The organism is Donghicola sp., from assembly GCF_025210255.1.
In the GTDB taxonomy this organism is placed as follows: domain Bacteria; phylum Pseudomonadota; class Alphaproteobacteria; order Rhodobacterales; family Rhodobacteraceae; genus Donghicola; species Donghicola eburneus.
This window is the reverse complement of record NZ_JAOARZ010000008.1, coordinates 125,438-139,716: the sequence shown is the minus strand read 5'-3', so window position 1 is coordinate 139,716 and position 14,279 is coordinate 125,438. Positions and strand designations below refer to the sequence as shown.

The window sequence follows — 14,279 nt, the reverse complement described above, 5'->3', positions numbered from 1 at the left end:
AGGGCCGTTCACATGACCGAATATGTTTGTGCCGTCGATGTCGGTACAGCCAGCGCCCGTGCGGCGCTTTTTGATCGTGATGGCACGCGGCTGGCCAAAGCGGTCCACCCCATCGCACTCTACCAGATGGAGGGCGCGCGGGCTGAGCATGCCTCTGAAAATATCTGGGAAGCGGTTGGCATCTGCGTGCGGCAGGTTGTGGCGGGGATTGATCCTGCGGAGGTTGTCGCGATCGGGTTTGATGCCACCTGTTCTCTGGTGCTGCGCGACAAAACCGGCGCTCCCTTGCGGCTGGGGCCTGATGGACGGGACACCATCCTGTGGTTTGATCATCGCGCGGCCCCGCAGGCCGAGGTCTGCAATGCGACCGGCCACCCTGTGCTGCAAGTCCAGGGCGGTGCGTTCTCTCCCGAGAAGCAGGTCCCGAAGCTGCTTTGGCTCAAGACCCGTCGGCCCCAGCTCTGGGATCAGTTGGGCGCGGCGTATGACTTGGCGGACTTCCTGACATTTCGGGCCAGTGGTTCGAACGCCCGATCGAATTGCACGCTGACCGCGAAATGGAGCTACCAGTCAGAGCGCGGTGGATGGCAACGGGATTTCCTGAACCAGATCGGTTTGGATGACTTCACCGACAAGGCGGATCTGCCAGAGCACGCGACCCCCTTGGGCACCGCTGTCGGGACGTTGACCGCCGACGCAGCAGAGCATCTGGGCCTGACGACCGCCTGCAAGGTTAGCGCGGGCATGGTCGATGCCTTTAGCGGCACGCTGGGTGCTGTGGGGCATTGCCCCAGCGATACGCTGAACGACGGGTCTGATCTGGCCCTGATCGCGGGCACCTCGTCATGTGTGATGTCGATCAATCGGACCCCATGGGTGACGCGCGGTGTTTGGGGGCCCTATTCCGACGCCATTTTGCCGGGCTATTGGACCAGCGAAGGCGGCCAATCGGCCACGGGCGCGCTGCTTGATTTTATCCTTCGTAATTTCGGACCGGATAAAACCGAAGCTCCGGAAGCGCATCAGCGCGTCGAGATGCGCCTGCGCCAGATGCTGGACGAAGAGGGGCCGAGCCTAGCCGATGGCATCCATATCCTGCCGGATGTGAACGGAAACCGCTCGCCCTTTGCTGACCCGAACATGCGCGGCGTGATCTCTGGGCTGACCATGGATCAGAGCTTTGACAGTGTGTGCAAGCTATACTGGCGGGCAGCCGTGTCCTTGGCCTTGGGGCTGCGGCAGATCATCGAACACATGCGCGCCCAAGGGCCGACGATCCGCGTTCTGCACGTCACCGGCGGCCATGTGCGCAGTGATCTGCTGCTACAACTCTATGCAGATGTCACGGGCTGCGACATTCAGATTGCCGCCGAAGGTGAGGCTGTCCTTCTTGGGACGGCGGCGTTGGCGGCGGTCACAGGCGGACTGTTTCCTGATCTGATCGCTGCGGTGCGTCACATGCGGACGGATGGGCGTGTCTATCGCCCAAACCCTGCGCTGCGCGATCTTTTCGATCAGGACTACGCGATCTTTCTCCGGATGCAGCAGCACCGCGATGAATTAAACGCGATGCGGACTTTAACAAAGGTATAAGACATGTATCTCGGCATTGATTTGGGGACATCCGGCGTCAAGGCGCTGTTGATGGACGACGCACAACAGGTTGTCGCCAGCGCGACCGCTGCGCTGACCGTCCAGCAGCCAAAACCGCTCTGGTCAGAGCAGGACCCCGCAGATTGGATTGAGGCGACCGATCAGGCCTTGTTAGCGCTCAAGGACAACGCAGGTCAGGCCTTGGCAGCGGTCAAGGGGATCGGTCTGTCTGGCCAGATGCATGGCGCGACGCTACTGGACGCAGCGGATCAAGTGCTGCGCCCCTGCATTCTGTGGAATGATGTCCGCAGCCACGCCGAAGCAGCTGCGCTGGACGCTGACCCGCAGTTTCACGCGATCTCTGGCAATATCGTCTTCCCCGGGTTCACGGCACCGAAACTCGCTTGGGTGCGGGAAAACGAGCCAGAGGTTTTTGACAAGGTGGCCAAGGTGCTGTTGCCCAAGGACTACCTGCGCCTCTGGCTGACGGGTGCCCATGTGTCCGAGATGTCAGATGCCGCCGGCACTGCTTGGCTGGACGTTGGGGGACGCTGCTGGTCGGCTGACCTGCTGGATGCGAGCGGCATGCGTGCAGACCAGATGCCCGACCTGATCGAAGGCAGCGCGGCCTCTGGCGGATTGCGCGCTGAGCTCGCGCAGCGCTGGGGGATCGCGGCGGGCACCGTGGTGGCGGGTGGCGCTGGGGACAACGCGGCCTCTGCCATTGGCCTCGGGACGATTGGCGCGGGCGACGGGTTTGTGTCCTTGGGGACCTCTGGCGTCGTTTTTGCCGCAACCGACAGCTACCTGCCTAAAGCCGAAAGCGCCGTTCATGCGTTTTGCCATGCCATCCCCGACACGTGGCACCAAATGGGTGTGATCCTGTCCGCAGCCTCGGCTCTGGGCTGGTTTGCGGGGATCACGGGGCGCTCTGCGTCTGACCTGTCCGCCGCGATTGGCACAGAGGTCCAAGCGCCAACTTCCGTGACCTTCTTGCCGTACCTGTCGGGCGAACGCACGCCGCACAACGATGCGATGCTTCAGGGCAGCTTCACAGGCCTGACCCATGCCGCGCAGACCGAGGATCTGACCCGCGCGGTAATCGAGGGTGTCACCTTTGCGCTCAAGGAGAACCTGATCGCGCTTCAAAGCGCTGGAGGCCGGGTGGATGCACTGCTGGCCGTCGGTGGCGGCGCGCGGTCCCCATATTGGCTGCAACTGATTGCGACGGTCCTGAACATCCCTGTGCACATCGCAGCGGACGGCGATTATGGCGCCGCCTTTGGCGCTGCGCGGCTTGGCATGCTGGCTCAGAGTGGTGCTGACCCCCAGTCTGTGTGCCTGCGACCAGCCATTGAACGGGAATATGCGCCCCAAACCCAGCTAACAGACGCATTCGAAAGCGCCTTTGACCGCTTCCAGTCCCTGCGGCCGGCTATCAAAATGACATAAAACTGATTCGCGAGCACACCCCATACTTGCGTATGTATGGGGTTCTCCCTCTGGAAGAGTGTGAAAAAACATGCTCTTTCTCTGTGAGAAGATGCCAAAGTCTTAAGTTGCGGTTAACCATTTTCTGCAAGTTCTGATTGTGGAAACAGGCTATTTTCCACTCCAGACGTTCAAATTCTCTCGGATATGCGTTATATCCGAAGGGGTAAGATATCTCCGTTCGAGATATCTGTGGTGACGGATGGTGACATTGGAACAATTTTCGAGTGAACAGACCCGCGCAGTCGTGTCGAATTCGGCGTGGCGCGTATTCCTACAAGACGCGGCATGGCTTGGCATGTCCGCGGAAACGCGGTGTTCCATCCTCGGGGATGTGTCCGAACCGCTTTACGAAAGCTGGATGAAGGCTGCGGATGTCCACTTTAACCGCGACCAGCTGGACCGGATCGTCCTGCTGCATGCCATCAGAGAGCGGCTGGAGAAACTGTTCGGTTGCGCCAATGCCGCGGCAGAGTGGCTCTGCGCAGAACATTCGGAAAAAGACCCAGTTTTTGGCGGTCGGAGCCCGATTGAGCATGTGATGCATGAGGGGATGATCGGTCTCTATCACATTCTCACACGGCTAGAAAAAATGATGGAAGACATCACCTCCGCGCTCGCAGGGTGGGAGGATGACGAGTCCGACGACCTGATGTGGAAATCCGAAGACGCGGCTAACACACGGCCCCGTTTACTGCATTAAGCCCTTTGGTCTGGCCGCTGGGGCGCGTCGCGGATAAGCTTGGGGAAATGGAAATTTCTCAGGCAAGTCATGCGGATACTTTGCGTAAGCACCCAGCGGAACGAAGGCCCTTTTCTCCTCGAATGGATTGCGCATTTGCGGGCCTGTGGCATCACAGACTTGCTGGTGTACTCCAATGATTGCGACGATGGCAGTGACGCGCTGCTTGATCTGTTGCAGGATCAGGGCGTTCTGACGCACATCAAGCAAGACGTCCCCGAGGGCGAGAGCGTGCAATGGACGGCGCTTCGGGCTGCGTGGAAACATCCCCTGCGAAAAGAGGTCGATTGGGCTCTGTGCTGCGACGTTGACGAATTTCCGGTCATCAAGGTTGGCGAGGGGCGTTTCTCGGACTTGCTGAACACCGTGCTTGAAGAGTTCGACGCCATGGTGCTGCCGTGGCGCCTGTTTGGCGCGAATGGCGTGAACCGCTTTGTCGATGCACCGGTGACCGAACAGTTCCGTACGGCGCAGCGGCCGGACGCGCTCTGGCCCGTCGCGGCGACGTTCTTTAAAACCATTTTCCGTGTGAACGGGCCCTTTAACCAATTCGGCGTTCATCGTCCCAAGCAAAAGGCAGAGGCGAAGGCCGGTCTGCCCGTCATCGTGGATGGGGCAGGGCGCAGGTTGCCGGAAGCGTTTGTTCGGAATGTTAAGCGGCTCTCGCTCTTCGGGACGCCGATGGGGCGCAATTTGGCCGAGATCAACCATTACTCCTTGCGCTCGGCAGAGAGCTTTTTGATCAAACGCGACCGCGGGCTGCCGAACCGCACCGAAAAGGCCATCGATCTGGCCTATTGGGTCGAGCGGAACTTCAACGAGACGACCGAGAGCGATGTGGACCGCGTCGCAGGGCAGCGCGCGACAGAACTGGAGCGCTTGAAATCCTTGGCCGGTGTTTCAGAGGCGCACAACACTGCCGTCGCTTGGCACAAAGAACGGTTCCAGAATTTGATCACGACCGAAGAGGGACACCGGCTGTTCAGTCAGCTTCTTTTGGCCTCTGGTAGCACTACCCCAAGCCCCGAATCTGCGCGTCAGATGGTGGAATGGTTTCAGACCGCTTACCGCAGATCGCTTGATCTATCGTCCTGAGTCGCAAATGCGCGGGGCGCACGGCACCATAGGCTGCAAAACCTGCGCAATAAAGTTGCGGCAGCATTGCGTGGATTGCGCGCAGGGCGCTGGATAACGCGACGTCGCAAGAACAAAAGCGTTCCATCGAAAAAGTTGTTCATCTGCTTTCTTGACCAATCGGTAAAGCTCGGGAACCCTTTGGATCGTAGCGCAGCGGACCATTGGTCGAAGCGGGCCTCTGGTCGTTGATCCGATGCCTCCGGTCCAGCCGTCCGCCACTCCGCGTTGCGGACATAAAAAGAAAACCGACTGGAGGACACATGACCTATATGACCCGCACACTGCTCGCGGCCATGATGGCGAGCACGATCGTCGCAGGCACCGCCACCGCCGCGACCCATCCCGAAACCGGCGAAGAGCTGGCCGCCGACCAGACCTTTACCAACTGGACCCTCGATAACCCCAGCAGCTTTGACCCCCAAGTGGTCGAGGACTCGGACGGCGCGGCCATGGTGCGCAACATGTTCGAAGGCCTGATGAACCAGGATGCGGATGGGAACCTCGTGCCCGGTGTGGCGCTGGACTACTCGGTCAACGATGACAAGAACGTTTACACGTTTACCCTGCGCCCCGAGGCTCAATGGTCAAACGGAGATCCCGTGGTCGCTAGCGACTTTGTCTACGCATGGCAGCGCGCGGTCGATCCTGAACTGGCCTCGCCCTATGCGTGGTTCATGGAGCTGATGTCGATCGAGAACGCCTCGGCGATTATCGCAGGGGAGATGCCCAAAGAAGAGCTGGGTGTGAAGGCCATTGACGACCACACACTCGAAGTCACTCTGTCCGCGTCGCTGCCCTATTTTGCGACCATGACCACCCACTCGACCACATTCCCCGCACCGCAAAAGGTTATTGAGGAGTTCGGCGCCGAATGGACCAAGCCCGAGAACATCGTGGTGAACGGCGCCTTTATCCTAGAGGATTATACCCCCGGAGAGCGCATCGTTCAGGTTCGCAACCCCGAATACTGGGACAATGAGAACACCATCCTCGACAAGATCGAGACGCTTGTTGTGACCGACCAGAACCAAGCGTTGACGCGGTATTTGGCCGGCGAGTTTGACCGGATCGAATTGCCAGCGGGTACTTATCCCAAGATGAAGGCAGAGCACCCCGACGAGGCGGTCAGCGTGCCGTGGCTGTGCAACTACTATTACACCTTCAACGTCAGCGATTCCGGCCCCGAGGCGTTCAAAGATGTCCGCGTGCGTCAGGCGCTTTCGCTGGCCGTGGACCGCAAGGTGATTACCGAGAACGTGATGCAGGGCGGTCAGCCTGAAGCCTATAGCTTTACGCCTGCTGCCGTGGCGGGCTTCGAGCCTCCGAAATCGGCAATGGCGGACATGACCCAAGCCGAGCGCGACGCCAAAGCCAAGGAACTGCTGGCCGAAGCGGGCTACGGCGCTGACAATCCGCTGACCTTTGACATGATCTACAACACTTCGGAAAACCACAAGAAAGTGGCGGTTGTCCTGAGCCAGATGTGGAAGCAAAAGCTGGGTGTTCAGGCCAGCCTTGCCAACATGGAGTGGAAGACCTTCCTTGATACGCGCGGCCGTCAGGACTTTGCTCTGGCGCGCGGTGCATGGTGTGGTGACTACAACGAAGCCTCGACCTTCCTTGATCTGCTGACCACGCCGTCGGGCTACAATGACGGCAAGTATTCGAACACCGAATACGATGAGCTGATCCAGTCGGCCAAAACCGCCGAGAACGCGCCCGAACTGTATACCCAAGCCGAAGCGATCCTTGCCGAAGAGATGCCGGTCATCCCGATCTACCACTATGCGGGTGTGATGATGATCGACACCGACCTGAAGGGCTGGCCCTATCAGAACGTCGAGCGCAACTGGTACGGCAAGAACCTGTACAAAGTCGCTGAATAATCTCTGAGAGCAGGCGTCCTAGGGTGGGCGCCTGCATCTGCCCATAGGTATCCCTCTGACATGCTGAACTACATCCTGCGGCGGCTTTTGACCGCGATCCCGACGCTATTGGTGTTGGTCATCATCTGCTTTCTGATGATGCATGCGGCCCCTGGTGGCCCCTTTACCAGCGAACGCCCGTTGCCCCCCGAAGTTTTGGCCAATATCGAAGCCAAATATGGTCTCGACAAACCGCTTTATGCGCAGCTTTGGGACTATCTGGTGGGGGTTGCGACCCGCTTCGATTTCGGTCCGTCCTTTATCTACAAAGACCGGAGCGTTAACGACATCATCGCCCAAGGTTTTCCCGTGACGCTGACCTACGGGACCATCAGCTTTGTGGTGGCGACGATTGTGGGTGTAGCGATGGGGGTTTTTGCCGCCCTGCGTCACAACACTTGGGTCGACTATCTGGCCGTCGGAGCGACGTTCAGTGCGCAGGCTTTGCCGAACTTTGTGATGGCGCCCATATTGGTGATTATCTTCACATGGCAGCTGGGGTGGCTGCCCGGTGGCGGCTGGAACGGCGGGCAATGGCAGTACGTGGTTATGCCCGTGATCGCGCTGTCCACCAGCTACATGGCCTCGATCGCGCGCATCCAGCGCACCGCCATGCTGGAGGTATTGCATTCTAATTTCGTCCGCACCGCGCGGGCCAAGGGGTTGCCGAACAGCACCATCATCTGGCGGCACGCGATGAAGCCCGCCCTCATGCCCGTGGTCAGCTATTTGGGGCCGTCCTTTGTGGCGATGATCACAGGCTCAGTGGTGATTGATCTCTATTTCTCGACCGGCGGTGTGGGGCTGCACTACGTCAATGCGGCGCTGAATCGCGACTATGCGGTGATGCTGGGGGTGACGATCCTGTATGGCGCTTTGACTATTCTTTTCAATCTGATAGCCGACATTGTTTATGCGTGGCTTGACCCGAAGATCCGCTACTAGAGGCCTGAGATATGATCACAAATTCAGACCGTATGGACCGGATCACCGAAGCCTTGGACGAGGCTGCGGATATCAAGGGCCGTTCTCTTTGGGCCGATGCACGCCGCCGGTTTTTGCGGAACAAAGCTGCCACGGGTGCTGTCGTTGCGCTGCTTCTCGTGGTGCTGTTCGTTATTATCGGCCCGTACTTCGCCGTCTGGTCGAACGAAGAAATCGACTGGAATGTCATGGGCATGGTCGCCGAAAAGGGCGCGCCGTCCATCGAGAGCGGCCACTTCTTTGGCGTCGACGAGTTGGGGCGCGATCTCTATTCAAGGACCATACAAGCCACCCGGACTTCGCTGATCGTCGGCGTTATTGGCGCGATTGTGGCCGTGACCATCGGCACAATTTATGGGGCGACGGCGGGATTTGTCGGCGGGTGGGTCGACGGGCTTATGATGCGCTTTGTCGATATCATGATCGCCATCCCCTATATGTTTATCATCATCCTGCTGATGGTGATGGTTGAACGCTCTTTCTTTATGCTGTTCGTGGGCATCGGGATCATCAGCTGGCTGGAAATGGCGCGGATCGTGCGCGGCCAGACGCTGTCCCTGAAAAACCGCGAATTCGTCGAGGCCGCCAAAGCCTGTGGTGTCGGCTGGTTCACCATCATCCTGCGCCACATCATTCCGAACCTTCTGGGCCTTGTGGTCGTCTTTGCCTCGCTCTTGGTGCCCCTGATGATCCTGATCGAGAGCTTCATCAGCTTCCTAGGTCTTGGGGTCCAAGAGCCGCAAACCTCGCTCGGGGCGCTGATTTCCGAGGGGGCGGGCACGATCCTCTATGGCACCATCTGGCAGCTGTTCATCCCGCTGTTTTTCTTCCTCGTCACCATCATCAGCCTGTTCTTTATCGGCGATGGCCTGCGTGATGCCCTAGACCCGAAGGACCGCTGATATGAGTGTTTTCGAGGTAAAATATCTGGCCGTGACTTTCGATACCCCCGACGGGGCGGTCGAAGCGGTCAAAGGGGTCTCCTTCAGTATTGGTGCGGGCGAATGCCTTGGGATTGTGGGCGAGTCCGGCTCGGGCAAATCGCAGACCTTTATGGCGGCGATGGGGCTACTCGCAGACAACGGGCGGATCACAGGCTCGGCGCAGCTGAATGGCCAAGAATTGATTGGCCTGCCCGTGGCCAAGGCGAACAAGATCCGCGGAGCTTCTATGTCCATGATCTTCCAAGACCCTCTGACCGCGCTGACCCCGCACCTGACCGTCGGCCAGCAGATGTCCGAGGTTCTAAAATTCCACAAAAACCTGCGCGGGTCCGAAGCGCGGCAGCAGTGCTACGAATGGCTGGATCGTGTGCGCATTCCCGAAGCGCGGGCGCGTCTGGACCAGTATCCGCACGAGCTGTCCGGCGGGATGCGTCAGCGGGTGATGATCGCGCAGGCCATGCTCTGCAATCCGCGCCTGCTGATCGCGGACGAACCGACAACGGCGCTGGATGTGACTGTACAAGCCGAAATCCTGGACCTTATGGCGAACCTACAGCGCGAGGAGGGCACCGCGATTGCGCTGATCGCGCACGACATGGGGGTCGTGGCCCGCATGTGCGACCGCATCTGCGTCATGAAGCACGGCGCCTATGTTGAGGAAGGCAGCGCCAGCGACATCTTCTATTCGCCCAAGGATGCCTATACCCGCAAACTGCTCGACTCGATGCCCCGCATCGATGCCGAAGAGATCGCGATGAACCCTGTCAGCGACGCTGACCCTGTGCTCAAAGTCCGCGATGCCAAGGTGCACTTTCAGGTCAAGAAAACTGGCGGTATTTTCCCCAAGTCCCAGACCTTGCGCGCCGTGGACGGCGTCAGTTTTGACCTGCGGGCAGGGGAAACACTGGGGGTCGTGGGCGAGTCCGGTTGCGGCAAATCCACTTTGGCCCGTGCGGTTTTGCAATTGCTGCCGCAAGTGCAGGGCGGCGTCAGCTGGCTTGGACGCGATCTGGATGGCATAACCAAGCGCGAGATGACCCGCCAGCGCAAGGACCTGCAATTGGTGTTCCAAGACCCGCTCGCCAGTCTGGATCCGCGCATGACCATCAGCGCGTCTATCGCCGAGCCGCTGAAAACCTTCCGTCCTGACCTTGGTCCCTCCGCCCGCAAAAAACTGGTGGCCGAGATGATGGAGAAGGTCGGTCTGGATGTCCGCATGATCAATCGCTACCCACACGAATTATCGGGGGGCCAGAACCAGCGCGTCGGCATCGCGCGGGCGATGATCAATAACCCAAAACTGGTGATCTGCGACGAGGCCGTGTCGGCTTTGGACGTGTCCATTCAAGCGCAAATCATCAAGCTGCTCAAAGAGTTGCAGAGCGACCTTGGCCTGTCGATGATCTTTATCAGCCACGATCTGGCAGTGGTCCGCGAGATCAGCCACCGCATCATGGTGCTCTACTTGGGGCGCGTGGTCGAACTGGCCGACCGCCATGCTATCTACGAAGCCGCAAGGCACCCTTACACGCAGTCCCTGATCTCTGCCGTGCCAATCCCCGATCCGAACCTTGAACGGGCGCGGGCCCGCGTGAAACTGCCTGGGGAATTGCCATCTCCGCTAGAGCCGGGGGCACAATTGCGCTTCTTGCCGTCGAAAAAGGGGCAAAGGGGCTACATGCCCGAACTTCAAGAGGTTGCGCCAAATCACTGGGTGGCAGAACATGACCCCATCGAGGAGATTCTGAAGGCAGGGTAATGAAACCTAAGTTGCGTGCGATCTGGGATGCGGGGGTGGCAGCCGCCGATCCCGCTGGTGCTGTTACACGGGCGTTGCCCGATTTGGATCTCGGCGATCCCGCACATCTGAACGTTGTGGCGGTTGGCAAGGCCGCCCCGCGGATGATTGCGCCGGTGCTCGAGGCTGTGACACCCGCCCAATCCCTGATCGTCACCCACCGCGAGAATGTCTTTGACGATCTTGGGGTGAAGGTGATGCGCGCCGGCCATCCGGTCCCTGATCCCGAAGGCGAGGCTGCGGCCAATGCCATTCTGGAGATGGCCGAGGGGTTGGGCAAAAACGACCACCTGTTGATCCTGATCTCTGGCGGCGCGTCGGCCATGTTGCCTGCGCCTGCCAAGGGCTTGACTTTGGATGATAAAGTCAGAGTGACCAAAGCCCTTTTGGCCAGCGGCGCGCCGATTGAAGTGATGAATCTGGTTCGCCAGCAGCTGAGCCGGATCAAGGGTGGGGGCCTCTCGATTGCAGCAGACCCTGCGCGTGTGACGGCCTTGGTGCTGTCTGACGTAATCGGGGACGACCTGCGCGCTGTGGCCTCTGGTCCGACGCTCGCGCCCTTGGGAACACCCGAAGATGCGGTGCAAGCCCTGCGCGGCTATTTCTGCTACGGCAAAGTCTCGCAAGAGGTGCGCAACCATCTGCGGGAGGCTCCGAAGAAACGCGATGTGCCAGAGACGGACACGCGGATCATTGGTTCGAACGACGTGTCTGTTGCGACCATGAAAGAGCAAGCGCCCGAGGCCAAAGTTTTGACGCCGCCCCTGACAGAGGATGTCAAAGATGCGGTGGAGCGTCTGGCCAAGCTGCCCTCTGGGCTATGGCTGATCGGCGGCGAATGCACCGTGCAGGTCAAAGGCAAAGGGATGGGGGGCCGTAATCAGGAACTGGCCCTGCGTCTGGCGATGAAGGCCGAAGAAGAGGGCTGGCCTGCAGGCTGGACCTATATTCAGGGCGGCACGGATGGGCGCGATGGGCCGACAGATGCAGCTGGCGCCATCGTGAATGGCCAGACCCTGAAAAAGATGCGCGCGGCAGGGGTGGACCCCGCCGCGGCGCTCAAGAACAACGATAGTTATCACGCGTTGAAAGCGGCCGGCGATTTGCTGATGACGGGTGCCACCGGAACAAATGTCGCCGACCTTGGCGTGCTCTACCGCCCTTAGTCGTGGCTGTAGGCACGCTCGCCGTGGACTGCCAGATCGAGCCCTTCGTGCTCGGTCTCGGCATCCACGCGCAGCGGGAAGAAGATGCCTACCACTTTGGCGATGATGAAGCTGACCACTAGCGTGTAGACACCGACAACCGCCAGAGCACCCAGCTGTGCGGTCCAGCTGCCCGCGCCGAACGCCGCGATCATGATGGTGCCGAAGATGCCACCAACACCGTGCACTGCGAACACGTCCAAGGTGTCGTCAATCTGCATCTTGTTGCGGATCAGGTTGACCGCTTCCTGACACAGAACACCTGCGACCAGACCGATGATCAGGGCCTCAATGGGTCCGACAAAGCCAGACGCTGGGGTGATCGAGGCCAGACCTGCGATGGTGCCGGTGACGGCGCCAATCAAGGATGCGCGGCCGAACTTGATGCGTTCCCATGCGGCCCAAGACAGGGTCGCTGCCGCAGCCGAAATGTGGGTCACAGTGATCGCCATGGCTGCGCCGCCATCGGCTGCCAGTTGCGAGCCGCCGTTAAAGCCGAACCAACCGACCCACAGCATCCCTGCGCCAGCGGCGACCATACCAGGGTTGTGCGGAGGCTTGGACGCGTCTTTGCGACGACCCAGCATAACGGCCAAGAGCAGCGCCGCCAGACCTGCGGTTTCGTGGACCACGATGCCACCGGCAAAGTCTTTGGTGCCGGTTTCGCCCCAGATGCCGCCGTCAGCCATCAGACCGCCGCCCCAGATCCAGTGGGTCACGGGCGCGTAGACCAGCAGCATCCACAGCGCCGAGAACGCCAGAACGAAGCCAAAGCCAATACGCTCGACATAGGCGCCGACGATCAGCGCGGGGGTGATCACCGCAAAGGTCATCTGGAAGGCAAAGAACAGAACCTCGGGCAGGGTGCCCGACAGGGTGTCTGCGTCGATGCCGTTCAGGAATGCCTTGCCCAAGCCACCCCAGAGAGCGTCGCCCTCGCCGAATGCGATCGAGTAGCCCGCGATCAACCACAGCACACTCATCAGCGCCGCGATCATGAACACGTGCATAAAGACCGACAGAACGTTCCGTGCCCGCACCAGACCGCCATAGAACATGGCCAGACCCGGCAGGGACATAAACAGTACAAGAGCGGTCGCCACGAGGATCCAGGCGGTATCTGCTCCGTTCATTTCATTTCCTCCTGCGTTTGGTTGCGGGAGGCATACGTTCATACTTTGCGTAATAAAGGTGCAAAGTATATAACCACTGCATAAAACCTAGGAGTTACCAAAACTGCACATCATGTGTGCGACATTTGCACCTTTGTGACCAATAAGTGTGCAAAATGAAAACCTGAGATCGCACAGGAAATAGACATATCTTGGAATCGCGGGTGATATTTTCAGCGCCGCATAAAACTGCGCCGCTCTTAGTCAAACGCCTCAAACTGCCCATACTCGCCACGCGTGAACAAAAGCGGTGTGCCTTCGCCAGCGTGGGCCCGCAAAACGCGTCCAACCGCGATCGCGTGATCGCCTGCTTGGTGCAAGTCATAGGACTCGCATTCGAACCGCGCGAGCGTTTCGGTCAGGACCGGCACGCCGTATTCGTTTTCAGTCCATGCGCAGTGATCGAACGCAAACCCATCTTTGGCAAACGCGATGCCGAGATCGAGCTGATCCGCCTTGAGCACGTGGATCGCGTAATGCCGCGCCTCTGCGAACAACGGATAGCGCTGAGACGAATGTGCGGGACACCACAGGACCAGCGGCGGATCGAGCGAAACCGCGCTGAAACTGTTGGCCGTGATACCCATCGGGCCCTTGGCCGTTTGACAAGTCACAACAGTGACGCCGGTGCCGAAGCACCCTAGAACATTGCGGAAGTCCCGCTGAAGGTCAGGCGTGGGCGTGAACCCGTCAAGTGTCGTGACTTCGGTCATCAGGCTCCCTCGTGGCCGATCGCTGCTCGTACAGCTCAAACCATGTTTCGCGGTCGAGTTCGACCTTAAATACATCTTTTCACAGTCCAAATCGCTCACATCAGTTGGTGCGGACAACCGCACTGATCTGCAAGGCCTGCCCTCTGAGGGCGGCCGGCATTTGGAATGCAGTACAGGTAACGAAGAGCATTCCGGTTGCTGTCCTTGGTGGTTTCGATTCGGGTTCTGTTTGCTTGTGGCTGATGTATGGCGCTTGGCCGCGGTTGCCAGTCCCCTGCACGAAACTCCATGATTTGGGGGCGGTGAAAATTATCGACTGGTGGGGAGGTGCTTTAAAAATATGTAGGATTGGGGCGCGCTAAGGGCGCGTCAATTCAAGCGCGTGTGACAGCTGTGAACTCTAAATCCTGATGACCTTGGGCTGTTGATCTCTGCGTAGAAACCGCCGGTAAGTGATCAAGTTTCCGATATAATTTTTAACACACGCGCAAGCGCTTTAACAGAAAACAGTAAGGTAAATTTATATGTCCACAAGAAAAAGCTCAGTCTCACCTGGTGCAACATTGCTGGGACTG

At 59.3% G+C, this 14,279-nt stretch carries 11 protein-coding genes; 9 read left to right on the top strand and 2 right to left on the bottom strand.

Translation table 11 applies throughout. The features are described 5' to 3' along the window. Window positions 1–12: 12 nt before the first annotated feature. The 9 genes from N4A58_RS01735 to N4A58_RS01695 all read left to right on the top strand — a co-directional run bounded on the left by N4A58_RS01735 (window position 13) and on the right by N4A58_RS01695 (window position 11,780). Complete coding sequence (locus N4A58_RS01735; protein WP_293707334.1) at window positions 13–1,593, top strand: FGGY-family carbohydrate kinase; 1,581 nt, start codon at window positions 13–15, stop codon at window positions 1,591–1,593. Window positions 1,594–1,596: 3 nt separating this feature from the next. Further along, window positions 1,597–3,045, top strand: coding sequence for a xylulokinase (gene xylB / locus N4A58_RS01730; protein WP_293707333.1), 1,449 nt, complete (start codon window positions 1,597–1,599; stop codon window positions 3,043–3,045). Window positions 3,046–3,295: 250 nt separating this feature from the next. Beyond that, complete coding sequence (locus N4A58_RS01725; protein ID WP_143095337.1) at window positions 3,296–3,787, top strand: DUF2384 domain-containing protein; 492 nt, start codon at window positions 3,296–3,298, stop codon at window positions 3,785–3,787. A gap of 69 nt (window positions 3,788–3,856) precedes the next feature. Continuing rightward, a complete protein-coding gene (locus N4A58_RS01720) occupies window positions 3,857–4,921 on the top strand; it encodes a glycosyltransferase family 2 protein (RefSeq protein ID WP_293707332.1) in 1,065 nt (354 codons plus the stop codon). 302 nt (window positions 4,922–5,223) lie between these two features. Then, entirely contained in the window at window positions 5,224–6,849 is a 1,626-nt protein-coding gene (locus N4A58_RS01715; RefSeq protein ID WP_293707330.1) for a peptide ABC transporter substrate-binding protein, read from the top strand. A 60-nt stretch (window positions 6,850–6,909) separates the two neighbouring features. Continuing rightward, the gene (oppB, locus tag N4A58_RS01710; protein ID WP_293707328.1) at window positions 6,910–7,833 is read left to right on the top strand and encodes an oligopeptide ABC transporter permease OppB; all 924 of its coding nucleotides are present in this window, start codon (window positions 6,910–6,912) and stop codon (window positions 7,831–7,833) included. An 11-nt stretch (window positions 7,834–7,844) separates the two neighbouring features. Continuing rightward, entirely contained in the window at window positions 7,845–8,774 is a 930-nt protein-coding gene (locus N4A58_RS01705; protein ID WP_293707326.1) for an ABC transporter permease subunit, read from the top strand. Window position 8,775: 1 nt separating this feature from the next. Next, window positions 8,776–10,575 (top strand): ABC transporter ATP-binding protein, encoded by a 1,800-nt coding sequence (locus N4A58_RS01700; protein WP_293707325.1) that lies wholly within the window; start codon window positions 8,776–8,778, stop codon window positions 10,573–10,575. Beyond that, on the top strand, window positions 10,575–11,780 hold the full coding sequence (locus tag N4A58_RS01695) for a DUF4147 domain-containing protein (RefSeq protein WP_293707324.1): 1,206 nt from the start codon (window positions 10,575–10,577) through the stop codon (window positions 11,778–11,780). The genes N4A58_RS01700 and N4A58_RS01695 overlap by 1 nt, the downstream gene beginning before the upstream one ends. On the opposite strand, the gene N4A58_RS01690 is transcribed toward N4A58_RS01695, so the two are convergent. Both N4A58_RS01690 and N4A58_RS01685 read right to left on the bottom strand, forming a co-directional pair. Further along, window positions 11,777–12,952, bottom strand: a complete 1,176-nt coding sequence (locus tag N4A58_RS01690; RefSeq protein WP_072706303.1) for an ammonium transporter — start codon at window positions 12,950–12,952, stop codon at window positions 11,777–11,779. The two genes, N4A58_RS01695 and N4A58_RS01690, sit on opposite strands and share 4 nt — an antisense overlap. A gap of 239 nt (window positions 12,953–13,191) precedes the next feature. Then, complete coding sequence (locus N4A58_RS01685; protein ID WP_293707323.1) at window positions 13,192–13,704, bottom strand: flavin reductase family protein; 513 nt, start codon at window positions 13,702–13,704, stop codon at window positions 13,192–13,194. Window positions 13,705–14,279 lie beyond the last annotated feature (575 nt).